The sequence below is a fragment of the Micromonospora sp. NPDC049374 genome (genome assembly GCF_040677165.1).
Classification (GTDB): domain Bacteria; phylum Actinomycetota; class Actinomycetes; order Mycobacteriales; family Micromonosporaceae; genus Micromonospora.
On the sequence record NZ_JBFAQH010000028.1, the window covers coordinates 1 to 26,151 of the forward strand.

Consider the following 26,151-nt stretch of genomic DNA (forward strand, 5'->3'; position numbering starts at 1 on the left):
CGCTGCGCCGAAGACACATCAAACAAATCCGCAGCCACCACCAACACACCCTGCAACCCAGCCGGACAACCCCGCCCGTCAAACAACTCGACCATCTTCACTTCAAGGTCGAACTTGGCCATCGGGCTGACCTTGGGAACGATCTCGGCCTGTACGTCCGCGAACTCCAGCGCGCCGTCGCCGGTGTTCCGCAGCGTCAGCGACACCTGGAACAGCGGGTGGCGGGCCAGCGACCGGGTCGGCGCCAGCTCCTCGACCAGGCGCTCGAACGGCACATCCTGATGCGCCAGGGCGCCGAGGTTCACCTGCCGCACCCGCCGCAGCACCTCGGTGAACGTCGGGTCGCCGGACAGGTCGGTGCGGACGACCAGGGTGTTGACGAAGAAGCCGACCAGGTCGTCCAGGGCCTCGTCATGCCGACCCGCCACCGGGAAACCGATCGGGATGTCGGTACCCGCCCCGAGCCGCGACAACAACACCGCCAACGCCGACTGGAGCACCATGAACATGGTCACGCCCTCGGCCCGCGCCAGGTCAGCCAGCCGCTGATGCACCTCGGCCGGCACCTGCAACGGCACCAAATGCCCGCGGTGCGACGCCACCGCCGGGCGGGGCCGGTCGACCGGAAGCGCCAACTCCTCCGGCGCCCCGGCGAGCGCCTGTCGCCAGTACGCGACCTGCTTCGACAACAGGCTCTTCGGGTCGGACTCCACGCCGAGCAGTTCCTGCTGCCAGAGCGCGTAGTCGGCGTACTGCACCGGCAACGGCGCCCACGCCGGGGCCTCACCGCGCAGCCGGGCCTCGTACGCCGTCGAGATGTCCCGCCACATAAGCGCCTGCGACCACGCGTCGGTGGCGATGTGGTGCACGACAAGCACGAGCACGTGCTGGTCCGCGGCGGTCTCGAGCAGCCAGGCCCGTACGGGGATCTCGGTGGCCAGGTCGAAGGCGTGCGCCTCCGCGCGCGCGATCGCGTCGTCGACGTCGGCGGTCGCCAGCCGCACGACCTCGAGGCGCCACCCGGCGGCGTCGACGATGCGCTGGAACGGCTCGCCGTCCACGGTGTCGAACACCGTACGCAGCGACTCATGGCGGCCCAGCACGTCGCGCAGCGCGGCGCTCAGGGCGGCGACGTCGAGGGCGCCGGTCAGCCGTACCGTGACGCCGCTGTTGTACGTCGGATTCGGGCCTTCCATTTGACTGAGGAACCACAGCCGCCGCTGAGCATAAGACAACCGAACCATGAACGGATCTCCCCTAAGAGCTTGTTGCAGCGGCCGAATTCCAACGCATTGATGGCGGTTCAACAAGGAAGCAGTCGAACGGTGAGCCGGCGCTGTTCAACCGTGTTGTTCAACCGCCGGAAAGGGCGTGGTTGAACAGGGCAAGAAATTGCGCCGCGGAGGTCGTCCCTCCACGGCGCAGCGAACGCGTCGCAGCTGGTTCAGCCGACGATGAGCCGGTCCCGCTCGACGGCCTCGTAGAGCGCGCGGATGTTGGCGCTGCCGAAGCCACGGGCGCCGCGGCGCTGGATGAGCTCGTAGAACAGCGTGTTGCGCGGGTACGGGGACCGGGTGAACAACTGCAGCAGATAGCCCCACTCGTCGCGGTCGGCCAGCACGTTGGTCGCCCGCAGGCTTTCGATCATCGCGGATCGGTCCGGGAACCGGTCGGCGAGCGCCTCGTAATAGGTCCCCGGCGTCTGCAGGAACGCGACGCCTCGGTCGGTGGCCTCGGACACCGCCGCGACGATGTCGTCGACCAGCAGCGCCAGGTGCTGGACGCCCGGTCCGCCGTTGCGGTGCAGAAACGCGTTGAGCTGGCCCGAGCCGGTCGCCGAGCCCGGCGCCACCAGGGTGAACGTGATGTCGTCCGAGCTGCTGCGGACCACGATCGAGTCCATCGAGCTCCCGCCGACGTCGATGAACTCCGACGAGTACCGGTCCAGACCGAAGGCGTCGGTGTAGAAGTCGGCGTACTGCTCCAGCGTCCCGGCCTCGAGGCAGATCGCGACGTGGTCGAGCAGGCGGATCCGCTGTTCGGGCGCCGAGTCGTCGATCAGCGGCGTCCAGGTGCGGCCACCGGGCAGCAGCACCTCCGCGCTCGCCGGCACGAGTGTGTGGCGGACCGGACCGAAGCCGCCGACGACCGGGCTGCCCCGCACCGTCCCGAGGTCGACGGCGCCCGCCCCGACCGCCCGTGCTCGGGCGGCCGTGACGTCGTCGCAGCCGAACGCGATGTCGGCGACGCCGTCGCCGTGCGCGTCCAGGAACCGCGCCGCCTCCGCGCCGGCGGTCACCACCATCTGCAACCGCCCCTGGCGCAGCAGGATCGAGCGGGACTCGTCGTCGGCGGACTCCGCTACCCGGGTGAAGCCGAGAGCGTCTCCGAGATAATCGACTGCGATTTTGGGTTCGCTCACGTAAAGCTCGATGAACGCGATCTGCCGTGCCGCCATCATACCTCCCGAAGACGGGACTACGCGGGGCTTTCCTACGCCGCGTCAGCGTCACAGACGGGTCCGATAGAGGCAATGCCGGTCGCGATCCGGCAATCAAACAGCGGGTGTCCAACCGTTACCGGCGACGCAGTCGAACACTTCTGGTCCCGCGGTTTACGCTATTCAGGCCGGTGGCGGGGCGAGGGCGTGCTGCTCGGCCGTCGCCAGCTCGCCGGCGCCCACCATCGAGAACACCACCTCGACGACGAGGCCGCCGTGCGGCTGCGGGTGCGCGGTGAGCTCCGCGCCGTGCGCCCGGGCGATCGCGCGGACGATGGACAGCCCGAGGCCGTGATGCCCGTCGTCAGCCGTGCGGCGCAGCCGCTGGAACGGCTCGAAGAGACGGTCCACCTGATCCGCGGAGATGACCTCGCCGGTGTTGGCCACGGTGAGCACCACCCGGCCGATCTTCCGGTGCACGCTGACCTCGACCGTGCCGCCGGGCACGTTGTGGTGGATGGCGTTGTCGCAGAGGTTGACCAGCAACCGGCCGAGCAGCACCGGATCGCCCGGCACCGACACCGGCCGCAGCGAGGTCACCACCTGCACCCCGCGCCGTTCGGCCTCCGGCGCCCGCTCGCGCAGCGCCAGCTCGACCAGCCCGGTCAGGTCAACCATCTCGTCCGCGGCCCGACCCTGCTCGCTGCTGGAGAGGGTGAGCAGCGACTCGAGAAGCTGGCCCCGCTGATCGCTGATCACCAGGAGCCGCTCGAAATTGTGCCGGAACGATTCCAAGCTGGCGCCCGGATCGATCAGCGGCTCCTCGAGCAGCGCCCGCTCCACGGTCAGCGGGGTGCGCATCTCATGTGCGGCGTTGGCGACGAATCCCTTGTGGGCGTCGAGCGCGGTCTCCAACCGGCCGAGCAGGCCGTCGACGGTGTCGGCCAGATCCTTCAGTTCGTTGCGGTTGCCGGGCAGGGCCAGCCGCTCGTGCACGTTGCGATCGGAGATCTGGCGCAGGCGCTCGGTCATCGTCAGCACCGGGCGCAGCACGCGGCCGGCGATCAGCCAGCCGAGGAACAGCGAGATCAAAGCCATGATGGCCAGCGCGATCAGCGGCTGGAGCAGCCCGCTTCCGGCCGTGTCGGCCGCGTCGATAGCGGGCAGTGTGCCGTCGTCGGCGGGGCCGGGCGACGGCGGGCCGGACATCGGGCCGGACGGGAGCGGCGGCGGCGTCACGGGATTGAGGCTCTTGGCCAGCGCCCACATGATCACCAGCAGGACTGTGCTCGACATTACGGAGACGAGGACGTACAGCAGCGTCAGCCGCAGGCGGAGAGGGTGTTGTCCGAGTCGCATGATCAGATCCGGTATCCGGCGCGGGGCACCGTCTCGATCAGCGGCGGATCGCCGAGCTTGGTCCGCAGCCGGTTCACGGTGGCCTTCACCGTGGTGGTGAAGGGGTCGGTCGCCTCGTCCCAGACGCGGTCGAGCAGTTCCTCGGCAGACACCACCCGGCTGCCACAGGTCAGCAGATACTCCAGCACAGCAAACTCCTTAGGACTCAAGTTAAGCCGGGCCCCGGCCCGGGTTGCGGTGCGCTGCGCCGGGTCGAGGCGCAGGTCACCGTGCTCCAGCACGGGCGGCGCTGCGGGCTGCGAGCGCCGGGCCACCGCCCGGATCCGCGCCACCAGTTCCGCGTATGCGAAAGGTTTGGGAAGGTAGTCGTCGGCACCGATGCCCAGTCCCTCCACCCGGTTCGCGATGGTGCCCGAGGCGGTCAGCATCAGCACCCGGCTCAGCGATCTCTGGCTGACCAGCGTGCGGCACACGTCGTCGCCGTGCACCACGGGCAGGTCGCGGTCGAGGACGATCACGTCGTACGGGACCACCGTCGCCCGCTCCAGCGCCGACCCGCCGTCGTATGCGACATCGACGGCCATGCCCTCGCGCCGCAGCACCCGAGCGACCGAGTCGGCCAGGTCCGGCTGATCTTCAACCACGAGTACCCGCATCACACGCCTTCCTGTCTGTGTGACTCAACTGTCGACGACGGTTCCGGACTGACGCTAATAAGGCTCCTGTCACAAGCCGGTCACAACGACACGGACCGTGCTGTGACCGCCCGCCGTCTACAAATTCTCACTGACAGCAAGAGTCCCGGAAACAAGGCAGGAGGATGTGATGACCCTGGCCATCCATACTGAATCTCTCAGTAAGCGCTACCGCCGCCACCTCGCGCTCGACGACTGCACGCTGGCGATTCCAGACGGACGGATCGTCGGGCTGGTCGGTCCCAACGGTGCCGGTAAGTCGACCCTTCTCGGGTTGGCGTCCGGCATGATCGCGCCGACCAGCGGAAGCATCGAGGTGCTCGGTCAGCGGCCGGCGGTCAGCGCGGAACAGCTGGCTCGGGTCGGATTCGTCGCTCAGGACGCGCCGGTCTACAGCCGGCTGACCGTTGCCGACCACCTCAAGCTCGGCGCCCGGCTGAACCCGAAGTGGGATCAAGCGTTCGCCGAGCGGCGCATCCGCGAGCGTGGGCTCGACCTCAAGCAGAAGGCCGGTTCGCTCTCCGGCGGTCAGCGGGCCCAGCTCGCGCTGACCGTCGCCGCAGCCAAGCGGGGCGAACTGCTCGTCCTCGACGAGCCGGTGGCGGCGCTCGACCCGCTGGCCCGGCGCGGGTTCATGCGGGACCTGCTCGACTTCGTCGACGAGCTCGAGGTGAGCGTGATTCTCTCGTCGCACCTGCTCGGCGACCTGGAGCAGGTCTGCGATCACCTGATCGTGCTGGCCAACGGCCGGGTGCATATCTCCGGCGACGTGTCGGATCTGCTCGCCGTCCACTACCGGATCACCGGCCGTGCGGGCGACCCCTACCGGCTGCCAGCCGACGCCGAGCTGATCCACGCCGAGAACAGCCGCGGCGAGTCGTCGGTGATCGTGCGGTCCACCTCGCCAATTCCCGGGGCGGAGGCCGTGGACCTCGAGGACATGACCCTCGCCTATCTGACCCGGGCCACCACCACCGGCCCGGTCGGGCCGACCGCAGCAATGACGGGAGCCGACCGATGATCTGGCTGACCTGGAGGCAGTTCCGCGCCCAGACACTGGTGGCCGCGGGGGCGCTCGCCCTCCTCGCGATCTACCTGATCTACCTGGGCAGCGAGATCCGCAGCTTCTACGACACGAGGATCGCCAACTGCACGGAGCAGGCGTGCTATCTCGCACGGCTGGACCTGCGGGCCAGCTACGACGACGCGATCTCGGTCATGGTGGTGCTGCTCATCGCCGTACCCGGCCTGATCGGGGTCTTCTGGGGCGCCCCGCTGGTGACCCAGGAGCTGGAGCAGCGCACCGATCGGCTGGTGTGGAACCAGAGCGTCACCCGCACCAAGTGGCTGGCGGTCAAGCTCACCGTGATCGGCCTGGCCAGCATGGCGGTGGCCGGCCTGTTCAGCCTGCTGCTGACGTGGAGCGCAAGCCGGTACGACGAGGTGATCGGTGAGCGGTTCGCGGCGCTGAGCTTCGGCTCCCGCAACATCGTACCGATCGGGTACGCGCTGTTCGCCTTCGTGCTCGGCACCGTGGTCGGCATGATCGTCAAGCGCACGCTGCCGGCCATGGCGATCACCCTGATCATCTTTGCCGGGCTCCAGTTGCTGATCCCGACGGTTGTCCGGCAGAACCTGATGCCCCCGGTCACCGACCGGGTGGCCGTCGACGCCAGCGTGCTCAACAGCGGCGTCGGGATGAATCTGAAGGAGGACAACACCTTCGACATCCAGGGATACACGGCCAACGGGAGCTGGGCTCTCGAGTTCTCGTCACCGCTGTACAAGGCGGACGGTACGCCGTACCGCGGCGAGGACGCGAGGCCCTGCCTCATCCCGGACGACCGGGAGGCCGGCGACTCCTGCACGGCCGCACAGAACCTGCACTTCGACTACATCCACCAGCCGGGCCACCGATACTGGACGTTCCAGTGGATCGAACTGTCAATGTTCCTCGGGCTGTCTATTTTGCTTACCGCGTTCGGGTTCTTCTGGCTCCGGCGCCGCTCCTAGCGGTGACCCCGGCATGGCTACGGCACCGCGTTGATGCGGTGCCGTAGCCATGCCGCACTGGGCCCGATGCCCGAATTCTGGAACTCCGGCTGATCCGGCAACCCCCGCCGGCCCCGTCACCACCGCGCGGCGGCGAAAGAGCTTGTTGATCGTGGTGCATGATGTGCTGTTCCGCGGCCGGGCGGAGGACGAGCCGGCGGGTGCCGTGCTCCCGGCATGGATCGAGGCAACGATCCCCACGACAGGGGCTGCATCCTCGCTCACGCGTCCGTGGTGCTCCTCGGCCTTGCCAACGCCACGGGCCAGGATATCGGCCGCGTTGTCCCGCGGAGGGCACCGGAGTGTGGTCCGCCACGAGGTCGCACGCGTGTCTCGGCACCTGTGGGAGATGGCCGGCGACGACGTCGGCGGTCTGAACCGCCCGGGCCAACGGGCTGTGGTGGATCGCCGAGAAGGGCACTGTACGGAGCCGTCGGCCTAGCCGGTCCGCCTGCTCACGACCGAGTTGTGAAAGACCTCCGTCCGGGGGCGTGAGCGGACGCCGGATCCTGTTCGCCGTGGCGCACGAGGTACAGCTGTGTGCGAGCCATTGACACGCGCCCTCCCGTCTTTGCTCGGCGACGAGCACGATAGATCACGAAAGCGCGGATGACCCGGCTCAGAACAAGGCCAGCCCACTCTGCTGCCGCCGTCCGAGCGCTCAGCGTCGGCCACCTCGGTACGTCCGTGGCAAGTGTCAAGTGCGCCCTGGTCAGTCGACCATTACGGCGAAGACCGACGACACCGGCACCGGCCCGGCACACCGGGAGTCGTTCGACCGGGCGCGGCTATCGCCCATGACGAAGACGGAGTCGGCCGGCACGCTGACCGCGGCGAACCGGCGCGGCCCGCAGTAGTTCGGGTTCGGCGGCTCGTCGAGCGACGCGTCCTCAGCCACATAGGGCTCGGCCAGTGGCTTACCGTCGACCGTCACCTTGCCTGAGGTGTCGCAGCAGGCGATGGTTTCGCCGCCGACCGCGACGACGCGTTTGAGCAGCGGCGCCTTACGGTCACCCCAGAGACCGCCGGGGGAACGGATCAGGACGACATCGCCGCGCCGTGCCTCATACGTGCCGGTTACTTTCCGTGCGGTGACAACCTGACCGGCCTTGACCGTCGGCTCCATACTGACGCCGCCCTGGGTGAACTGTTCGGTGGCTCCCATCCCGGTCGCGTCACCGTCGCCGCAGCCGGCAACAGCCATCACGAGAAGGAACACCATCAGTCTGCGCATCCGACGGATCCTGCCAGAATCGACGGCGCTGTGCGGTCCGTCGGGCGCGGCGCTACCCGGCACTGCTGCCCCACGGTCATATGCACTGTCATGCCGCACGCCGCGCATTACGTAGGGCCACCATGGCCCCCCCTGCATCCGCGCAAGTGCTCGCCGTCGGTTGAGCAGAGCCCCTCCGTGGGCGGGCCGCTGCTGTGGCCGGCGAACGAGCCCTCTGGCCAAACCTTTGGGCCCTGGCCGATTCCGGGCCAGGGTCCGCTTCCCACGACTACGACGGCGTCACCCGTGACATCGAGGTCACCGACACCACCGGCCCGGCCGCCGTCCGGGCGCTGAAGGTAAAGGAGTCGTCGCACGACTCCCCGCCACCAATCGTCTTCCCTACCACTACCCAGACGTGCGGCCCGTGACCGCTCGTACAGCGTCTTCCACGGCCCGTACCGTGCCGGCACGTCCCGCCACGGTATCCCCGGTACGCACCCGGAACACGATCCGTTCATCACCTGCCGCTGATCCCGCCACCGCCCGCCACGCTACGGTTTCATCGCCGGCAGCAATGGCGCGATCCGCGCGTACTCGACCTCGCTCAGCTCGAACCGCCCACTCACCACAGACATTGATAGCCGCTCCACACCCCAAGATCCAGGAAGCTCCGGCACGCCCGGCGGAGAGCAATCGGATAGCACTGAGCCCCCAGACCGTCCTGCGGCATCCGTGCTAGGTGCCTGCCTGGTCGAGCACTTCAATAACACGCGCGCTGATCTTGCCGAGGGCGGCGGTATCAGCTGCGCCCAGGCTATCGAAAAGGACGTCTCGAATTTCTGCGCGTTGCGCGCGTAGCACGCGCACCACGAGCAGCCGACCTTGATAGGTCAAGGTGGCCTCGTAGGCACGTCGCCCCGTTGGTACCCGACCGCGGATAACCAAACCCTGGCGTTCCAGGACGTTCAGCGTGTGGCTGACGCGGCTGGGCGAGAAGCGCAGCATTCCGGCGAGCGCTTTCAAGCCCAGCGTCTGGTTCTCCGCGGCGCTGAGCAGGACCAGCAACTTGAAGTGCCCGTGGGAGATGTTCCCGTCGCGCTGGGACTGCCGTTCCAGCGCGGCCTCGAGGAGGTGGGCCGCCAGCACGAAGGCATGCCATACTGCGGCCCGGTCGAGGTCGTCGTCCCGTCGCACCGTCACGGTGCCCATTTTGCGGTCGACGCACCGGCATGTCGACCTGCCGGGCCTACACCATGGGGTTGCCGTTGGCGGAGTCTTCGGCTGGGACGATGTCCTGGACGACATCCCAGTGCTCCACGATGCGCCCGTTCTCCAGCCGGAAGATGTCGACGATGGCCACAGGGTTCGGGGCCCAGCCATGCACGATGCTGTGGGTAAAGACCAGATCGCCCTGCGCGGCAACCCGCTGTGGCTCCCACGAGAAGCCTTCCAGCCCCGGGACGACGTTGCGCAAGGTGTCGAGCCCGTTGGGCATCTGCGGGCTGTGCTGGACGTAGGGCTCGGCCCAGTAGCGGTCAATCGCGGTCAGATCCTTCTCCGCGAACAACTCCCGCATCGCGGTGAGCACGATGTCGGTGTTCCGCTTTGCCTGGTCGTCCTGGGCGGTGGGGTGCTGGGTCATGTTCAGGCCTCCTTGATCGTTCCGACGAAGTTGTAGAGCTTGCCGTCGACGGTCACGTTGGAATAGACCGTCCCGTTCTCGAAGTCCTCCAGGTGCGTGACGGTGGCCCCGCTCGCCTCGGTCCAGGAGTTCAAGTAGAGGCCCTCACGGATCTCCCGCAGGTCCAGACCCACTGTCTCCGCGTGACCGTCGGGGGCGAGCCCCGCGCCCTGCACGACGACGAAGCTGCCCTGGGTCGGCGAATCAAAGGTGAACCGCACCTTCAGATCGCCCAGGTCGAAGCGGTAGCTACGGCCTATCAATTGCCTGGTCAAGACAATGTCCTTCCGATCTCGAGCGGTGCGCCTCACCGCTGAGTTGAAGTCTCAACTCACGGGCTCGTTTCCGCAAACTTCTGGGATGTAGGTCACTCAGGCGCTTCGACCCGGGCCGGCGCCGCGATAAAGGTTCGTGGCGTCGAGCACCGTTTTGCCTTCGAGTCCGACGACGGATGACAGTGCCGCCTGTACGGGCGGTTCCCAGGACGGCGAGCAGCACCGCTTCCGAGGCGCCGACGTTGCCTCCTTCACGCCCGATCCGCCTCACGTGATGCCCGGCACGTTCCCAGACGCCGGCCAGCCCACCACCTGTGTTGCCCCGTCCGATCACGGTGATGTTCATTTCGCTCTTCTTGTCAGGCTGATGCGCGTTGGAACGTCTTCGACCCTTGTTCTTCCGGGGCGCCTACGGATGGGGTGGTGGGTCAGCCCTGCGGTCTCTGGCCGCAGGGGCCCGCGCGGTCTCAGTACGGCTGAAGGCGGCTCTGCCCGCAACCGCGCAGGACGGCCCTGGCCTCGGCGCGCGGGCCTTCCGGCGTGTCCACGCTGAACTCGCCGTGCACGACCAACTGTCCGGTGAAGCTGCGCGTGATCTGCGCGGGCCGGTCCGGGGTCTCCGCCCCGCCGTCCACCAGTTCGTACTGCAGCCTGGGTCGGCGAATCAAAGGTGAATCAGATCGTCAATCGCAAGCTCGACCCTTGAGTCGAAGTCTCAACGTAGCTCGATGGACGAACTGCCGACACGGATATCGCCACCGGCCATGATCAGTGACACCACGTCACCTCAGACGTCCGTTGAGCGTCTCCGTCTCCAGCCAGCGCGCTTCTCGATCCAGGATCGGCAGGAAGCCACGGCGCGTCTGGTCCTTGACGCTGCATGAAGGTGCAGGGCCGGTATCGTCGGCGGCGGCACGTCCTGAGGTGACCGCGCGGCCGCTGGTATGCCTTACGCCGCCGCGGTGACGGCGTCCACCGTGGTGCAGCCACTGGCCGGGCTCAGGCTGAGCGCGATGACCGCGTCGAGCCGGTCCCGGACCTCGATGAGTCGGGTGATCTGCGCGTCGATGCGGTCGCGCTCGCCGTCCAGCATGGCTCGGGACTGCGGTGTGGTGACCTTCGCGTCGACGCAGGGCAGGAGGTCCAGGATCGTCTTGCTGGACAGGCCTGCGCCGTACAGCATCTGGATCAGATGCACCCGGTCGGCCGCCATATCGCCATAGTGACGCTGACCGCCGTTGCTGCGTGTGCTGGTCAGTAGTCCTTGTTCCTCGTAGTAGCGCAGCGCTCGCACCGACACCCCGGCCCTGGTGGCGAGTTCACCGATCCGCACGACTTCTCCCCCTCAACTGGTGACGCCAGACACAGCACTTGCCTCTAACGTCAGCGTCAGGTTCTAGCGTAGCCCCCGCAACGGAACATCTTGAGCCTGTGGAGGCATCTCATGCGTATTGCTGGTTCGGTCGCGCTCGTCACCGGCACCAACCGTGGACTCGGCAAGCACTTCACCCAACAGTTGCTGGAGCGTGGCGCGACCAGGGTGTATGCCACGGCCCGCAACCCGGAACTTATCGACATCGCTGGCGTTGAGAAGCTGCGCCTGGACATCACCGACCCACAGTCGGTCGCGGACGCGGCGGCCGCCGCCCCTGACGTCACCCTGCTGATCAACAACGCCGGGCTCGCCACCGGGGCAAACCTGGTCAGCGGCGACCTGAGCAAGATCCGGTTGGAAATGGACACGCACTTCTACGGCACCCTCGGCATGGTTCGGGCGTTCGCGCCGGTACTCGCCAGCAACGGCGGCGGCGGGATTCTCAACGCCCTGTCCGCTCTGTCGTGGTTCTCCTACGACGGGGCCAACGCCTACAGCGCGGCGAAGGCAGCCGCGTGGAGCCTGACCAACGGCATCCGCATCGAACTCGCCGAGCAGGGCACCCTCGTGACCGGGCTGCACCTGGGCGCTGCCGACACCGACATGGCGGCCGGCTACGACGGCGACAAGATGGCCCCCGCCGACGTGGTCCGTGCCGCACTCGACGGCATCGAGGCCGACAAGCTCGAGGTCATTGCCGACGAATGGAGCGCCTACGTCAAGGCATCCCTCGCCGGGGACCCGAGCACGTTCTACACCGCCGCCTCGGCGAGCTGACGAAGCAGGTCGACGGGAGGCCCCGGGCACGGCGGCCAGGTCTGCGCGGCCGGTGGGGACGCGCAGACCCGCCGAACGCGCGGCGTCCCGAGCCACCTCCGCGAGCCGCTCACCCTCTGGATCGAAATCTCAGTCACCACCACAGCGCACGGTCATCAACCCCCCACGGGTACAGCCTTCACGCTCAGTCACGCAGACTCCGAGCATGCTCACGCTGCGCCAGCCAGGCATCACCGCCCAGTTTCCGGTGAACCTTTCGGGTGACGTCGGGCGAAGTCCCAGACGATGGCGCTGGCGTCCGGGCCGGCGCGATCGGTGAACAGGCCGTCGCCGGCAGGGCCTGGCCAGACGTGCCCCATCTCGTGGACGAGGTACGACTCGACGACAGACGTGCCGTCCGGCGTGGTGATGGTGGTTTGCGTGTACGAGTGCCTGCCCGGTTCCGCGGGCACCGTCGTCGTCTCTTCGACAACGTCCAAACTCTCGTTGAGTAGACCGTCGTCGACGAGGTCGCTCACCGCGGTCCAGTGCTCGACGAGGCGGGTGGCGACGATCGGTGGGACGACGTCATCCTTCTCGCCCTGGATGACGAGCAGCGGCACCTGCCGCGCCCGGTCGCCCATCTGGGACCACGCCTGACGTGCGGTGTAGTCCGGCGGGGTGCCGCCGGGGTCGTCAGCGTCCACCTGGTTCAGCCCGTACTCGCCACCGGCGACCGACGTCGCGGTCGCGAAGACGTCGGGGTAGGTCGCCGCGAGGATGACGGCGGCCCCCGCACCGGACGACGCGCCGGCGACGTGCACCTGGTCCGGGTCCGCGTGGTACTCCTCCACCACCTGCCGGGCCACGCCTGCGAGCAGCGCGGGTTCTCCGTCGTAGCGGTGCTGTTCCCGCGGGTCACCCGAGTTCCAGCAGTTGATCGCGCTGCGGAACATGCGCTGCGTCGGATAGACAACGATGAAGCCCTCGCGGTCGGCCAGATCGTTGAACTGCGTCGTGAACTTCATCGAGTTCCACCCGTACCCGGACATCCCGCACCCGTGGATCGCCATGATCACCGGCAACCGGGTCGTGCCGTCGTACTGTGGCGGCAGGTGAACCTGGTAACGCTGGGAGCCGACATCGCTTTCGTACTTGTGATTGCGATCTCCCTCCCCCATCCACCATGGCAAGCCAAACTGGAAAACCGCAGCACCGGCACCGATCGCGGCCACGAGCACCAGCACGACGCCGGAGGCGATCCAGAGCCATCGCCGCCGACGAGGCCGGTCGGACCGCGGCTGATCGGACTCAAGCGCCTGGTTCGGTGCGGTCATTGAGTGCTCCTTTCGCCGGTCAGCGCTCACCTGCTGGTAGTTGCCACGCTGGCGGTGGCGATCGCCGCTGCGGTGCGAGTCACCGCGGCGGCGACCGCCTCGGGTCCCCAATGGCCCCGTGCGATCTCGCTGGCCCGGGTCACCGTCGTTGACGTCCAGGGCAACGGGGGCCGCAGCGAGGGCATGGCGCCACTGGCGAAGAGCAGCCCGATGATCGCCGAGGTGCGGGGATCGGGAGCTTCACCTGCCTCCAGGATCCGGCGAATCCGCGCTCGCAGCCGCGCCTCGTGCGCCCCGTCGGCCGCAGGCCACCGGGTGGTGCGGAACACTCGCAACACCCGCGTCTCCTCACGACGAAGCAGGCCGCGGGCCACGAGCCGGTCGACCACTTCCCGCCACAGGTCGGCGCCAAGCGTGACGAGCAGCGGTTGTATCCGCTGGGTCTTCTCGGCGATGGTGTCGTAGGCGGACTGCAGCAGCGGGTCGGGCAACGGACCCTCGCCCGCCGGGGTGACCTGTGGGCCGTTCAACTCCCCGGAGCCGTCGGTTTGGATCCGATTGAGCAGCGCGAGTTCGGTGAGCACCGCGCCGCCAAGCGTGTAATACAGGGTGCCCGCCGCCTGGATGGAAGTGCCGTCGTCGTCCATCAGGAGCAGCATGAGGTCGTCGACGATGAGCAGGTCGTTCCGTGCCGACACCGGCGTCTCGCCCACAGGTGGTTCCTTCCCCTAGTCTTCGCGCGTTGCCTCTTCCCGTCGGCTCAGCCCAGGAAGGTGCGCAGGGCGGCGTTGACCTCTTCGGCGTGGGTCCAGAGCAGCCCGTGTGGGGCGCCTTCGACCTCGACGTACTCGGCGTCGGGAAGTTCCCGGCGGAAACGCCGGGCGGTGGTGTCGATGGGGAGGATGTTGTCGGCGGTGCCGTGCAGGATCAGGGCCGGCTTGCCGCTGGCACGGACCGCCTCGACGTCTTCGCGGAAGTCCTCGATCCAGGATGACACGACGGCGTAGGCCGCCACCGGCGCGCTGGAGACGGCGACGTTCCAGCTGCCGGTGACAGCCTCCTGGCTGATCCGGCTGCCGAGGTTCTCGTCGAGGTTGTAAAAGTCCGAGAAGAACTGCGTGTACCAGGCGTAGCGGTCACCTTTCGCCGCGGCCTCGATCCCGTCGAAGACCTTCTGCGGCAAGCCCTGTGGGTTGTCGTCACGGGCGACCAGGAACGGTTCGAGTGAGGCGAGGAACGCCAGCTTCGCCACCCGCTGGTGGCCGTACCGCGAGACGTAGCGGGCCAGCTCACCGGTGCCCATCGAGAACCCGACCAGGACGACGTTGCGCAGGTCGAGCGTCTCCAGCACGGTGTTCAGGTCAGCGGCGAACGTGTCGTAGTCGTAGCCGGAACCAACCTTCGACGAGCGCCCGAAGCCGCGGCGGTCGTAGGTAATCACTCGGTACCCGGCAGCGAGCAACTCGCGTGTCTGGAGCTCCCAGCTGTGGCCGTTCAGCGGATACCCGTGGATGAGGACAACCGGCTGACCTGCGCCCTGATCCTCGTAGTACAGCTCGATCGGGGTGCTGTTCTCGTTCCCGACGGCGATGAATCCCATGATCGTTTCCCTTCTGTCATCGGTTGCGGAGCATGGAGTCGGCGAGTGGGACTCCGCCGTTCCAGGCGTTGACGACCAGTTCGGTAGCCGAACCTCCGGGCAGAATCCGTTTCAGCAGCGCAAGGCTCTCGGTGCCGGTGACCCGACCCGACTGGCCACGGCGACCACACCCAGACTGAGCGGAAACGCGGTGACCTGTGCATGCTCCGGGCAGTTCGTGAACTCCGGCAGTGGCGATCGCGAAGGCGAGCATCATCACCAACGTCGCGGCCAGGGACGATCAGCTCCGGCCGTCCGTACACAGCGGTGGCGAAGTCAAATCGCCGCTTCTCCCCGCCGGACAGCTGCTTGTCGACGGGTCTGGCTGACATCGCGGTTCCTTTCGTCTGACACCATGCTCCCGCCAGCGCCGCCATGTTCGCGTCGGTATAAGCCCCTTAGCTGTCACCGTCAGCGCGCTGCCGCCTGCTCGAAGCCGCTCTCGACCGCGGCATCCGAATCATCAGTCGTCCGTGCAGAACGCGGCATTGTGAATGTGGTACGCATCAGGAGTAAGAACGATCCGCGTCGGCAACAACGGCCTACTCCGACACCGACAGACTCACCCCACACTCGGGTGGGAGCGAACTTGGCCGACCTTCTAGGCCGGTACATAGAGCGCGTCGCCGTCGAACACCCTCACGCCCAGGCACAGGCTGGACGCAGCGGGGCGTTCGTGGTGCGCGGAGAAGCAGGTGGCGCTCCGGCTGGCCGCCATCAACTTCGGGCCGCCCTACACATATCTTCCGCAGACTCGACATCACTCCCGCCGGCAGCTCAAAGAACTGCCGCGGCCTGACCGGGGCGGCGCTCTCGCGCAGTCTCAGAGTGCCAGCGCGTCAGATCGGCGTGGCGAAGGTGCCGTCAGTGGCGAGCTCGAGCAGCAGACAACGAGGCGGTCGCTATGCTCGCCGCGTCCTCGTGCAACCTGATCCAGCGTGACAGCGGCACCTTTCGCCCAGAATCACCTGAGTGGCCGCATCGAGCACGGCCCGCCGCGTGCGCTCCGTGTTCCGCGTCCGTCGCCCCTCAGCCACACCAGACCACCCGCCGCACATGGACGACGTTACTGACCGAGCGTTCTGCAGTACGGCACAAGCGTAGGTGGCGGGGCCCCGGATCAGGACACGAGTTCGCGTTCGTGTTCTGCGGCGAGATCCGTGTTCGCAGCCGCGCCTCGGAGCGTGACAAAGGCCCAGATCGCCGTGAGGACCATGATCCCGATGCCGGCTATGCCGGTGACGATGATCGCGTCGGTGAAGGCGGACTCGGCGACCTCGAGGATGGCCGCCCCGTCATCGTCACCGACCTCGCCCGCTACCAGCAGGGCCTCTGCCATCGTCGAGGACGCCCGTTCGGCGACGGACGCCGGAAGGTTGAGCGCATCGGTTCCGGCGGTGACCACCCTGGTGTACCAGGCGACGAGTATCCCGCCCAGTAGGGCTGTTCCCAATGTCGTGCCGACCTCGTACGCGGTCTCCGAGGTCGCCGCGGCCTGTCCCGCACGTTCGGGCTTGACGGAGCTCATGATGATGTCGTTGCTCAAAGCAAGGCCCATGCCCGCGCCCAGCGAAACCAACGCGAGAGACACGGCGATCAGGGCGGGGCTCGACGTCGGCGACAGCAAGTAGGTCAGCCCGAAGCCGACAGCGGCGATCACGAGTCCGGCGGTGATGACGTAGGCGGGGAGGAGTCGCTTGACCACCACTGCCGCAACAAATGCGGCGGTAGCGGCGAATATCGCCTGGGGTATGAGCCAGATGGACGCCTGGAGCGGGTTGAGGCTGAGTACAAGCTGGAGGTACTGGATGAGTGCCACCAGCGCGCCGACCATCGCGAAGATCGACAGCAGATCCGCGACGACGGCGCCGCGGAAGTATCGCACTTTGAACAGCCTGACATCCAGGAGCGGAGCGGAGAGCGTGAGTTGCCTGCGGACGAAGAGGGCGATTGCGGTCACGCCGAGGACGAGAGCAGCGATCCCGAGAGCGGTGTCCCTGCCGCCCGTGAGGGTCTTGATGGCGTAGACCACGCCGATCATGCCCACGAAGGAGAGGACGACGCTGCTGATATCGATCTTGCCCAGGTCGGGGTTGCGACTCTCTGGCAGTAGGAACGGGCCGAGCATGAGCAGAAGCAGCATGACCGGGATGTTCATCAAGAACGCCGCCTGCCAACTGAATGTCTCGATGACCCAGCCGCCGACAATCGGTCCGACCGCCGCGCCGACCGAAGCCATCGCTGCCCATGCGGCCATCGCATAACGGCGCTGCTGCCGGTCGAGGAACATGTTGCGCACCAGCGACAGCGTCGAGGGCATCATGATCGCACCGCCCACGCCCAGGAGAGCACGAGCGCCGATCAGCATCCACGGCGACGTGGCCAGCGCGCCGGTCACGGATGCGGTCGCGAAGACGACCGCGCCGATGAGCAGGTTGCGTCGCCGACCGAAGCGATCACCCAGGGTGCTCATGGCCACGAGCAGACCGGCGAGCACGAGCGAGTAGATGTCGATCATCCACAACTGTTCGACACCCGTGGGGCTCAACTCAGCGGAGATGGCGGGCAAACCCAGGATCAGGACGGTGCCATCGATGGCTATCAGCAACAGAGGCAGGACCAAGACGGCAAGACCAATCCAGCTCCTGGCGGTGGCCTTGGGGGCGGCGTCATTCATGAAGGTTCCTGATCACTGGTCGGGTGGGCTGTCGCACACAGCCTACAGTCCAGATGGTCGGTTCGACAAAGCAGTCGTGCTGCTGTGCAGTCTGATCATTTGGCTAGCTGAGGGGCGGTCGTCTGACGCGCTCCACCACTTAGCCGCAGGTACGCGCTGGGGCTGCCCATGCCGATCACCCCAGCAACCCTCGTTGCCGGTCGTTGCCGTCTGGTCAGGCCCGCAGCAGTGGCGGCGGCTGGGCGTCGGTGGAAGTTCCGTCCGTGGATGAAGCGTTTCGCACTCACCAGAAGTCCTTACCTGGTGCGGTTTTTGCCTCGTTGTCAGGCTGGCAGCAGTGGCCGCACCTTCGAGCCCGTCGGAGCCCCTGATGTCGTCGCCGGTCGTCACCGTGGCGCGAGGTGGATGGTCGCTGCCTGTGGCCTGCCAGGACCAGCAACAGCGCCGGCCACCCGGCCACTCGGCCAGGGTTGAGACCCTGCTCTGGCGGCTCCGGTTCGCGTCGGTGATAATTACCTAGTTCTTAGCTCCTTGTACGATGCCGACGGACTCAGGTGAGAGCGAACTGGCGAACCTTCTGGGCCGGCGTGCAGAGCGCGAGGCCGTCGAACACCTACTCGCTCAGGCACAGACCGGACGCAGCGGGGCATTCGTGGTGCGCGGGGAAGCGGGCATCGGGAAGACCGCGATCCTGGAGCACGCCCGCGACACCGCAGCTCCCTTGGGGTTCCGAGTCGAGCAATCGGTCGGAGCGGAGTCCGAGACGCAATTCGCGTTCGCCGGTCTGCACCAGCTGTGCGCGCCACTGCTTGACCACACGGATGCGCTACCCGAACCGCAGCAGGCCGCCCTCGGCGTGGCGCTCGGCTTACGCGCCGGAGCGGCACCGGACCGGTTCCTGGTCGGGCTGGCCACCCTCAACCTGCTCGCCGAGATCGCCGAGGAACAGCCGCTGCTGTGCCTCGTCGACGACGCCCAATGGCTGGACGAGGCCTCCGCGCAGGTCCTGGCGTTCGTGGCACGCCGGGTGGCAGCCGAGCGGATCGCTCTGGTATTCGCGCTACGTGACGCCAGCACGAGCGAGGGTCACCCCCTCTGCGGACTGCCAGAACTGCGCCTGGACGGGCTCGGCGACACCGATGCCGAAGCGCTGCTGGCGGCCGCGGTCCGCACCCCGCTGGACGACAGGGTCCGTGACCGGATCGTCGCCGAGGCACGCGGCAACCCGCTTGCGCTGCTGGAACTCCCCCGCAGCACGCCGCCCACACAGCTGGCCGGCGGGTTCGAACTGCCCGACACCCTCAGCGTCCCGCACCGCGTCGAGGACGAATTCCGGCGCCGCTCCGGCAATCTGCCCCCCGACACCCAGCTGCTACTGCTGGTTGCCGCCGCCGAGCCGACCGGCGACGTGGCGCTGCTGTGGCGCGCCGCCGCGGAGCTGAGGATCGCCCGCGCGGCGGCCGCACCCGCAGAAGCCGCCGGACTGCTCGAGATCGATATCCGGGTGCGGTTCTGTCATCCGTTGGCGCGTTCGGCGGTCTACCGGGCCGCCACGCCACCCGACCATCGCCGCGCCCACGGCGCCCTGGCCGCCGCCACCGACCCGCAGACCGACCCGGACCGGCGCGCCTGGCACCGCGCACAAGCGGTCCTGGGCACCGACGAGGAAGCCGCCGCGGAGCTGGAACGCTCGGCGGACCGGGCACGGGCCCGTGGCGGGCTGGCCGCCGCGGCCGCGTTCCTGCAGCGCGCGGCAACCCTCACCCCCGATCCCGCCACCCGTGCCCGGCGGACGCTGGAAGCCGCCCGCGCCAAGCACGAGGCCGGCGCGTCCGAAAGCGCGCTGGAACTGCTCACGGCGGCGCCGCTCGGGCCGCTGGATCCCCTGCAACGCGCGCATCTTGACCTGCTGCGAGCCCAGATCGCTTTCCACCTGACCCGAGGCACCGAGGTGCCGGGCATGCTGATGGATGCCGCCAAGGCACTCGCCCCGTTGGACGCCGCACTGTCCCGCGAGACCTACCTACACGCGCTGGATGCGGCGATCATCAACGGAGGGGGCGACGCGGTGCGCATCGCCGAAGCGGCCCTGGCCGCCCCCGCACCCGAGGCGCCGCCGCGACCGGTGGACCTGCTCCTCGACGGGCTCGCGACGACCCTGACGAGGGGCTATGTGGCGGGAGCGCCGGGGATACGGCTCGCGCTGGAAGCGTTCCGCGACGGCCCGCAGGCAGAATCTGTGCAGTCCAGCCAGAGCGACCGGTGGCTGTGGCTGGCCGGCCGCAACGCCGTGGCGGTCCTCGACGACGAGCTGCTCTATGTACTGGCCAGCCGCAACGTCCAGCTCGCTCGTGAGGCCGGCGCGCTGGCGACGCTCCCCGCCGCACTCAACTTCCTGTCCATCACATCGGTCCTGATGGGCGATCTCGCCCACGCCGACGAGCTGGCCACCGAGGCCACGGTGATCACACAGGCGACCGGGGGCGTGCCGCTGCACCATGCTCGCGTCATTCTCCACGCCTGGCGTGGCGACCAGGCCGAGACCACCGCGCTCAACGCCATCATTGCTCAAGAGGACATCTACCCCGACGGCGGTACGGATGTCTCCCTGGCTCAGTACGCGATGGCGGTGCTCCACAACGGGTCGGGCAACTACTCGGCCGCGCAGGAAGCGGCGACGAGGGCGTGCAGGTCCGACGAACAGTCGATCAGCAGCGCGGGCCTACCCGAGCTCATCGAGGCTTCCGTCCGCGCCGGCGACCCGGCACGAGCGGCGCTCGCACTGGAGCAGTTCACCTCACTCGCAGATGCGTGCGGCACCTCATGGGCGCTCGGCCTGGCGGCGCGCTCACGAGCGCTGACCAGCACGGGACCCGAGGCCGAGGAGCACTACCGCGAGGCGATCGAACGGCTCGGAAAGTCCCGGATGGCCAGCGAGGCGGCTCGTGCACAGCTCGTCTACGGCGAGTGGCTGCGCCGCGAAGGCCGCCGCCAGGACGCGCGTAAGACCCTCCGCACCGCCCACCAACTGCTGTCGGACATGGGCGTAGAAGCGTTCGCCGGGCGGGCCGCCCGCGAGTTGCGCGCCACCGGTGAACACCCACGCAAACGCAGCACCCAGCCGGCCCACGCCCTCACCACTCACGAGCTGCACATCGCCCGATTGGTCGCCACCGGGGCGACCTCCCGGGAGATCGCCGCACAGTTGTTCCTGAGCCCACGCACCATCGAAGCGCACCTGCGCAGCATCTTCCGCAAACTCGGCATCACCTCGCGCCGACAGCTCAAGGATCTGCCGCTTCCCTGACCAGACATGCACATACGGCCCGAAGCCCTTGGGAAGGCCGAGCGTCGGCGCCCGTCCTACCAGCCGCGTTCGGCAGCCTTGACCTCATTACTCGTGATCGCGGCTCATGAGCGGTGAACGCGTCCTGGTCGACGAAGCCCGCGACGCTGGCATACGGTGGCCGACCGTACTGCGTGGCGGATCTGCTCCGGTAACGGCTGGTGGAGCGCCTTCGGCAAGCGCAAGAAGCGCGGCATCGGCCGCGAGGTCGGCCCACCGGTCCATGATGACCACCGGGATCATCGCCCGAGTGCCTGGCGCATTCCGCTACGAGATGCGAGGGGGAATCGCAACAGTTTCACCCGCCACATCGATCGCGACCTTCCCGCGGAGTGCATACGATCTCCTGTTCTCCAGGAGCTCGTGAGCCTCGCCCATTCGAGCGAGCGGAAGAGTCGCGCCAATGATCGGCTGGACGAGACCGCGCTCGACCAGCGTGGTGAGCGCGTCCAGCTTTTCTCGGTTCTGTCGGGTGAAGATGAAGTGATAGGTGGCGTTCCTGCCCCACGCCTCGATGAGGTTCTGCGGGTGCGCGATGTCGACGATGCTGACGAGGCGTCCGAAGTCGGCAAGCGTCAGCGGGCTTCTCGTGAGCGTCTCGCCACCGATCGTGTCGAAGACGACATCGACCCCCTTGCCTCGCGTCATCTCGGCCACGGCCTCGACGTAGTCCGTCGAAGTGAAGTCGATCGCCGAGTCCGCCCCGAGAGAGCGCACGAACTCATGGTCGGCGGCTTTCGCGGTGGTGATCACTCGTGCGCCCATCGCCTTCGCGATCTGGATCGCGATCGTGCCGACACCGCCCGCGCCTGCATGGATGAGGATCGTCTCCCCCACGATGAGTTGAGCTCGCGTCACCAGGGCCTCCCAGACCGTTCCGCCGACGAGGGTCAGGCTCGCCGCCTCCAGGTGCGTGAGGTTTTCCGGCTTCCGACCGACGAGGTCGACGTCGGCGACGTGCTGCTCGGCGTAGGAGCCGGGGCCGCCAAAGATCCGGGGTGTGTAGTACACCGCATCACCGACGCGGAACTCGCTCACGTGGGATCCGACCTCCTCGACCACGCCGGAAATGTCGTGCCCAATGATCGCCGGGAGCGGCACATAATCCGCGTAGTCTCCACGACGGATCTGAAAGTCGAGCGGATTGACGGCCGTCGCATGGACGCGCACCCGTACCTGACGGGATTCGACTCGCGGTACGGAGACGTCGCGCAGCTCGAAAGCATCGGCCCCTCCGAAACGGGCGAGCACAACGGCCTTCATCAAATCAGTCATATCGATGTTCCTCGTCGTGGTCCTGAGCGCGCGACGCGCCGGGACGGGCGCTTCTTTCTCAGTGTCAGCCGCACGATCCACACACTCCAGTGGTGACAATGCCAATATCGGCGCCAGGTGGGGCGCCTCTGCGAAAGGTCACATCGCGGATCAATGCTGCCGGTTGTCGATCGCCATTCAAGGCGGGCCCATTCCGGCAGGTTAGCAGGTTGGGCGTGGGTAGTGGGCAGAGACGCCACCAGATAGACCGTCTCTCGGCTGCGTTCGCCTGCTGCGCTTACGCGGGACAAGTCTATCGCCGCCCCTGGACGTCCGCTGCGTCGCGAACAGGGGTACTGACCGGCTCACCGCTGGCGGTCAATCTCCACCCAAGTCAGTCTGTCGAGCGCCGACTGCACCGTGGGAAGCGGGGTGTGTGGCACACAGGACCCGGCAGGGCCGGGCGTGCGGAGCCGCGCCGGCAGGCGCTGAGGACCTGGTTGGGTTGCTGTCGCCGCTGGCGAGCAAGAACGGCTGGACCCTGACCGAGGCCGCAATCGGGCTGCGATGAGCAGCTCGGTCTAACTCGCGCCTAAACGCAGGGACCTGGCACCTCCGAATGCCGAGACTGCGAATGCGCACACGCCCTCCTCGGCCGGCCGTATGGTGACCGAGAGACTGCTGTCGGGTCATCTTCCAGGCTGAAGTGGAGTCGGTCGCGATGCGAGAAACGAGCACCGAGTTCTTTGTGACTATGGCAGAAGTTGCTGGCACGCTTATCGGCACATTCCTCATTGGAATCTTTTTCTACCTCGACTCCGACCTGCACAAGACCCGCCAGGGCGCAGCTCCGGCCGACCGTTACCTCCGCTCTGGAGTGCGGTGGGTCTTCCTGGTTCTGGCCGTGCCGCTCATCGTGTCCCTCACACTCGCCGGCCTGGAGCCGATATGGGGTGCTCTTACTTTCATCGCGCTCTCGGTCCTGCTGGTTGCCTCAACTGCCGACACGACCCACCGTATAGTCGCTCGCGGCAGCTCAGCCATCTCGACCGCATTCGTTGTAAACGAAGTCATCTCCACGGCAGCGGTCGTCGTCCTCGTCACGCTGCCCTGGGTGCTTGGTGGCTGGGTGCCACCGCCATCTGCCTTCGTGCCCTCGCTTCTGCTGGCCTTGGGCTCTGGCTTCTTCAGCACCGTGGCGCTCGTCATGACTCTCTTCGGGCCGGCCCGGCAAGACGACACCCCTGCATAGCACCGGCCGTGCGCCCGGCCACGCCTCCGCGACGACGACCGGTTGTCCCTCCGGCGGGCGACGTACGGCGCTACCCCTTCTGCGCTCGGTACTTCCGGGGCAGCGCCGTGATCTTGGCGTGGTCACGGGCGCCATTCAGCTCATTGAGCAACTCGTCTGGGCAGAGCTCATATAGGTCGCCCCACCACCGGCAGGCCCGGTTGTCCCAGATCCGGTAGCCGCCGTCAGCGCCTCTCGCCACGTACCTTCGCCTCGCCATCGGCGGCAAGGTAGCAATGTCGTCAGCCGACCGCATGCGGTTTGCGGCTATCCAGCTCGGAACGCTCCGCTGCCACCGACAGTGCACGTTCTTGAGGGCCAACGAGCGACGCGGTGCCGCGCGGACCCAGCGGTGCCGGGCGGCCGATTCGGCGATTGCCGCCTGCGCTCCTCGTCTGATCGGTCGGTTCGTGCAGCTGTCAATCAGAGCGCCCCGCAACGACGCTGCGGAAATGTCGTTGGCTTGGCCCGTTGGTGTTCTTTGACGTGCCGCCTCCACAGGACGACATCGAGGACCCGCAGGATGCTCACCTTGTCGTCCACGCCCACGGTCCCGCGAACCTCGGCGAGGGCAGCCCGCAGCTCACCTTCGTGCTTGGCTACGTAACTGGTCGTGCAGCTTCAGCCACACATGCTTCGGCGCTCTGAACTGGCAGCTGACGATCGAGTCGTAGACGGGGATCAGTTTCGGCCGCTTGTCAGCCAGTAGCGCGGCGGCGATCACCCAGCCGATACCCGTCTTCTCGTTGCCGTTGTTCAGCAGCTGCCATGCCTGATCGGCGCTTGCCGGCACGGTGCGACCGGTCGAGATCTCAGTAGCTTCCACTGACGCGAACTGTGGCCACGGGTGCGAGTCTGGTGACCCGACGATGACTGACGGCGATTCGGATCACCAGACTTCTTCCCCGAAATAACCTGAAACTATGCGACACCATGTCGCACAACCGATTTGGCCACCGAGTCGCCCTCAGGCCAGACCACGAGAGGACGATCATCATGCCTACCCTCAGCCACACGATCGACATCGCCGCGCCTGCGGATCGCGTGTGGGCGATCCTCACCGACGCCGCCGCGTACCCGGAATGGAACCCATTCATCACGAGCCTTGATGGCAGCCTGACCCGTGGATCTCGGCTGGCGGTGACCATCGCTCTTCCCGGGGCTAAGCCGCGCCGCTTCACTCCCACCGTCACCGCCGTCGAGCCCGAGCGGCGGCTCGCGTGGCTCGGCCGTTTGCTCATCCCAGGCATCTTCGACGGCGCGCACTCCTTCGACATCGAACCGCTCACCACCGAGTCGACCCGGTTCACCCAGTCAGAACGCTTCTCCGGACTGCTCGTGATGATGATGCCCGGCGTGTTGCGCTCAACCGAGTCAGGCTTCGCGGCAATGAATACGGCCCTCGCCGAGCGGGCAGAGGCATAACGGCCGTGTGCGCGGCCCCGAACGCGATGAGTTCGGTGGTGCGGATGTACGGCGCGACACCCGCGACCTTCGACTCTCCCTCGACCCGCGCCTCGTACTGGTTGGCTTCGGGGACATCCTTCACATTCACGACCAGATTTCCTCCCTCGGTCTCATCCCCGATGCGGGCCGACCGGGCACGCCGGTCCGATCAGAGATCGCTTGCGACGTGTCCGGCGAGCAGTTGCGTCTCCCGGACGCGTCGCGCAGCTCGACCATCGGCCGTACCACCGGTTACCGCCACTCGTGTTCGCGGGGGTAACGCGGCGATGGTGCGGTCACACTGCTGGCCTCACCGAGCAGGGCTCCGGTCGTGCCACCGCAACGGGTTGTCCTCCAGTGCGGAGCGGTCCCAGTGCCCGAGGTTCGCGGCGGCTTCGTAGGTGCTCTGGAGGAACTCGGCGACCGCGCGGTCGGGGTCCGGTGCGGTGCGGGCGACCTCGTACGGCAGCAGGAACTGCTTGAACTCGGTGCTGAAGTACGCGCCGTCGGGGCCGACGTGCTGCTCGGCGAACCCGTCGGGTTCGGGATAGGCGTAGGAGTAGAAGGCGCCCTCCTCGCCGCCGCCGGGCCAGAACCCGCAGCTGGACAGTTCCCGGGAGTAGCCCTCGACCATGACCCAGTCCCCGCAGTTCGGCACACCCCCGGGGTGCGGTGGGGCCGACCGGCCGGAGAAGCGGGTGCAGGCGAGGTCCATCCCGCCCCAGAAGAAGTGCACCGGACTGACCTTGCCTATGAAGTGCGACCGGAACTCACCGATCACCCGGTTCGCCTGCAACAGCTGTCGCCAGAACAGGACGGCCGCCTCACCGTCGTAGGAGGCGTGTTCGTGGTCCTCGGCGAACGGGATCGCCGGCTCGACCTCGTTGGGGCGCGCCCGAATCGGTGCCTCGATCCCGAGCTCGCCGAGCATGGCCATGACCCGCGAGTAGAACTCGGCGACCGGCATCGGCCGCAGCGGGAGGCTCCGCGCGCCACCGTCGCTGCTACGGACGTCGAGCCGATGACCGAGGAAGTCGAACTCGATCTCGAAAGCCCCCGTGCCGTACGGGATGGCCGACGTCGTCAACCCACGCGGGCTCACGTACAGGGTCACCTGCCACCAGTGATTGATAAACGGAGCGTGCGCCATGCGGATCTTGCCCACGATCTGCGTCCACATGTGCAGGGTCTCGCGGGTATCGGTCCAGTCCGAGACCCGCAGACTCGGCCAACTCATCATCGCCGGACTTGTCATCACTACTCACATCCTTGGCCCTGTCACGACAAGGTGACGGTCGTCATGGTCGTGTCC

26 protein-coding genes and 1 pseudogene are annotated in these 26,151 nt (G+C 67.5%); 6 read left to right on the forward strand and 21 right to left on the reverse strand.

Annotated elements, in window-relative coordinates:
• The 4 genes from AB0J93_RS28860 to AB0J93_RS28875 form a co-directional block, all read right to left on the reverse strand.
• Nucleotides 1-1,196, reverse strand: a 1,196-nt coding sequence (locus AB0J93_RS28860; protein ID WP_363925491.1) for a condensation domain-containing protein, incomplete at its 3' end; no start/stop codon positions are given.
• A 248-nt stretch (nt 1,197-1,444) separates the two neighbouring features.
• On the reverse strand, nt 1,445-2,461 hold the full coding sequence (hppD, locus tag AB0J93_RS28865) for a 4-hydroxyphenylpyruvate dioxygenase (protein ID WP_363925492.1): 1,017 nt from the start codon (nt 2,459-2,461) through the stop codon (nt 1,445-1,447).
• A gap of 162 nt (nt 2,462-2,623) precedes the next feature.
• Complete coding sequence (locus AB0J93_RS28870) at nt 2,624-3,799, reverse strand: HAMP domain-containing sensor histidine kinase (RefSeq protein ID WP_363925493.1); 1,176 nt, start codon at nt 3,797-3,799, stop codon at nt 2,624-2,626.
• 2 nt (nt 3,800-3,801) lie between these two features.
• Nucleotides 3,802-4,455, reverse strand: a complete 654-nt coding sequence (locus tag AB0J93_RS28875) for a response regulator transcription factor (RefSeq protein WP_210937137.1) — start codon at nt 4,453-4,455, stop codon at nt 3,802-3,804.
• A 169-nt stretch (nt 4,456-4,624) separates the two neighbouring features.
• On the opposite strand from AB0J93_RS28875, the gene AB0J93_RS28880 reads away from it, so the two are divergent.
• Together AB0J93_RS28880 and AB0J93_RS28885 are read left to right on the forward strand one after the other, a co-directional pair.
• Nucleotides 4,625-5,515, forward strand: coding sequence for an ABC transporter ATP-binding protein (locus tag AB0J93_RS28880; RefSeq protein WP_363925494.1), 891 nt, complete (start codon nt 4,625-4,627; stop codon nt 5,513-5,515).
• Nucleotides 5,512-6,507, forward strand: a complete 996-nt coding sequence (locus AB0J93_RS28885; RefSeq protein WP_363925495.1) for an ABC transporter permease subunit — start codon at nt 5,512-5,514, stop codon at nt 6,505-6,507. The genes AB0J93_RS28880 and AB0J93_RS28885 overlap by 4 nt, the downstream gene beginning before the upstream one ends.
• Here the strand turns inward: AB0J93_RS28885 and AB0J93_RS28890 are convergent.
• The 8 genes and pseudogenes from AB0J93_RS28890 to AB0J93_RS28925 all read right to left on the reverse strand — a co-directional run bounded on the left by AB0J93_RS28890 (nt 6,467) and on the right by AB0J93_RS28925 (nt 11,051).
• Entirely contained in the window at nt 6,467-7,135 is a 669-nt protein-coding gene (locus AB0J93_RS28890; RefSeq protein WP_363925496.1) for a histidine phosphatase family protein, read from the reverse strand. The genes AB0J93_RS28885 and AB0J93_RS28890 overlap by 41 nt on opposite strands.
• Before the next feature lie 123 nt (nt 7,136-7,258).
• Nucleotides 7,259-7,780 (reverse strand): signal peptidase I, encoded by a 522-nt coding sequence (gene lepB / locus AB0J93_RS28895; protein ID WP_363925497.1) that lies wholly within the window; start codon nt 7,778-7,780, stop codon nt 7,259-7,261.
• Nucleotides 7,781-8,193: 413 nt separating this feature from the next.
• A pseudogene (locus tag AB0J93_RS28900) lies at nt 8,194-8,298 on the reverse strand (IS5/IS1182 family transposase); the annotation flags it as partial.
• A gap of 199 nt (nt 8,299-8,497) precedes the next feature.
• Nucleotides 8,498-8,962 (reverse strand): MarR family transcriptional regulator, encoded by a 465-nt coding sequence (locus tag AB0J93_RS28905; protein WP_363925498.1) that lies wholly within the window; start codon nt 8,960-8,962, stop codon nt 8,498-8,500.
• A 46-nt stretch (nt 8,963-9,008) separates the two neighbouring features.
• On the reverse strand, nt 9,009-9,404 hold the full coding sequence (locus AB0J93_RS28910) for a nuclear transport factor 2 family protein (RefSeq protein WP_363925500.1): 396 nt from the start codon (nt 9,402-9,404) through the stop codon (nt 9,009-9,011).
• A 2-nt stretch (nt 9,405-9,406) separates the two neighbouring features.
• The gene (locus AB0J93_RS28915; RefSeq protein ID WP_363925501.1) at nt 9,407-9,718 is read right to left on the reverse strand and encodes a hypothetical protein; all 312 of its coding nucleotides are present in this window, start codon (nt 9,716-9,718) and stop codon (nt 9,407-9,409) included.
• A 467-nt stretch (nt 9,719-10,185) separates the two neighbouring features.
• Nucleotides 10,186-10,386, reverse strand: a complete 201-nt coding sequence (locus AB0J93_RS28920; protein WP_363925502.1) for a hypothetical protein — start codon at nt 10,384-10,386, stop codon at nt 10,186-10,188.
• A gap of 281 nt (nt 10,387-10,667) precedes the next feature.
• A complete protein-coding gene (locus tag AB0J93_RS28925; protein WP_363925503.1) occupies nt 10,668-11,051 on the reverse strand; it encodes a MerR family transcriptional regulator in 384 nt (127 codons plus the stop codon).
• Nucleotides 11,052-11,162: 111 nt separating this feature from the next.
• Between AB0J93_RS28925 and AB0J93_RS28930 the strand changes: the two genes are divergently transcribed.
• On the forward strand, nt 11,163-11,870 hold the full coding sequence (locus AB0J93_RS28930; RefSeq protein WP_363925504.1) for an SDR family oxidoreductase: 708 nt from the start codon (nt 11,163-11,165) through the stop codon (nt 11,868-11,870).
• A 230-nt stretch (nt 11,871-12,100) separates the two neighbouring features.
• Here AB0J93_RS28930 and AB0J93_RS28935 read toward each other — a convergent pair whose 3' ends face one another.
• From AB0J93_RS28935 to AB0J93_RS28950, 4 genes are all read right to left on the reverse strand, one after another.
• Nucleotides 12,101-13,186 carry a PHB depolymerase family esterase gene (locus tag AB0J93_RS28935; RefSeq protein ID WP_363925505.1) on the reverse strand — a complete coding sequence of 362 codons (1,086 nt, stop codon included), beginning with the start codon at nt 13,184-13,186 and terminating at the stop codon, nt 12,101-12,103.
• Nucleotides 13,187-13,212: 26 nt separating this feature from the next.
• A complete protein-coding gene (locus tag AB0J93_RS28940; RefSeq protein ID WP_363925506.1) occupies nt 13,213-13,899 on the reverse strand; it encodes a GPP34 family phosphoprotein in 687 nt (228 codons plus the stop codon).
• Between the two features lie 47 nt (nt 13,900-13,946).
• Complete coding sequence (locus AB0J93_RS28945; RefSeq protein ID WP_363925507.1) at nt 13,947-14,786, reverse strand: alpha/beta hydrolase; 840 nt, start codon at nt 14,784-14,786, stop codon at nt 13,947-13,949.
• A gap of 1,159 nt (nt 14,787-15,945) precedes the next feature.
• The gene (locus tag AB0J93_RS28950; protein WP_363925508.1) at nt 15,946-17,502 is read right to left on the reverse strand and encodes an MFS transporter; all 1,557 of its coding nucleotides are present in this window, start codon (nt 17,500-17,502) and stop codon (nt 15,946-15,948) included.
• 538 nt (nt 17,503-18,040) lie between these two features.
• Here AB0J93_RS28950 and AB0J93_RS28955 point away from each other — a divergent pair.
• The gene (locus AB0J93_RS28955; RefSeq protein ID WP_363925509.1) at nt 18,041-20,809 is read left to right on the forward strand and encodes an AAA family ATPase; all 2,769 of its coding nucleotides are present in this window, start codon (nt 18,041-18,043) and stop codon (nt 20,807-20,809) included.
• A 306-nt stretch (nt 20,810-21,115) separates the two neighbouring features.
• On the opposite strand, the gene AB0J93_RS28960 is transcribed toward AB0J93_RS28955, so the two are convergent.
• Nucleotides 21,116-22,123 carry a zinc-dependent alcohol dehydrogenase family protein gene (locus tag AB0J93_RS28960; RefSeq protein WP_363925510.1) on the reverse strand — a complete coding sequence of 336 codons (1,008 nt, stop codon included), beginning with the start codon at nt 22,121-22,123 and terminating at the stop codon, nt 21,116-21,118.
• Between the two features lie 685 nt (nt 22,124-22,808).
• Here AB0J93_RS28960 and AB0J93_RS28965 point away from each other — a divergent pair.
• Entirely contained in the window at nt 22,809-23,354 is a 546-nt protein-coding gene (locus AB0J93_RS28965; protein WP_363925511.1) for a hypothetical protein, read from the forward strand.
• 70 nt (nt 23,355-23,424) lie between these two features.
• Here the strand turns inward: AB0J93_RS28965 and AB0J93_RS28970 are convergent, their stop codons facing one another.
• From AB0J93_RS28970 to AB0J93_RS28980, 3 genes are all read right to left on the reverse strand, one after another.
• The gene (locus AB0J93_RS28970) at nt 23,425-23,613 is read right to left on the reverse strand and encodes a hypothetical protein (RefSeq protein WP_363925512.1); all 189 of its coding nucleotides are present in this window, start codon (nt 23,611-23,613) and stop codon (nt 23,425-23,427) included.
• Nucleotides 23,614-23,816: 203 nt separating this feature from the next.
• The gene (locus tag AB0J93_RS28975) at nt 23,817-23,942 is read right to left on the reverse strand and encodes a hypothetical protein (protein WP_363925513.1); all 126 of its coding nucleotides are present in this window, start codon (nt 23,940-23,942) and stop codon (nt 23,817-23,819) included.
• 34 nt (nt 23,943-23,976) lie between these two features.
• Nucleotides 23,977-24,219: a DUF6308 family protein gene (locus AB0J93_RS28980; RefSeq protein ID WP_363925514.1), complete on the reverse strand. Its 243-nt coding sequence runs from the start codon at nt 24,217-24,219 to the stop codon at nt 23,977-23,979.
• A 170-nt stretch (nt 24,220-24,389) separates the two neighbouring features.
• On the opposite strand from AB0J93_RS28980, the gene AB0J93_RS28985 reads away from it, so the two are divergent.
• Entirely contained in the window at nt 24,390-24,818 is a 429-nt protein-coding gene (locus AB0J93_RS28985) for an SRPBCC domain-containing protein (RefSeq protein ID WP_363925515.1), read from the forward strand.
• A 331-nt stretch (nt 24,819-25,149) separates the two neighbouring features.
• On the opposite strand, the gene AB0J93_RS28990 is transcribed toward AB0J93_RS28985, so the two are convergent.
• Nucleotides 25,150-26,094: a DUF5996 family protein gene (locus AB0J93_RS28990; protein WP_363925516.1), complete on the reverse strand. Its 945-nt coding sequence runs from the start codon at nt 26,092-26,094 to the stop codon at nt 25,150-25,152.
• Between the last annotated feature and the right edge of the window lie 57 nt (nt 26,095-26,151).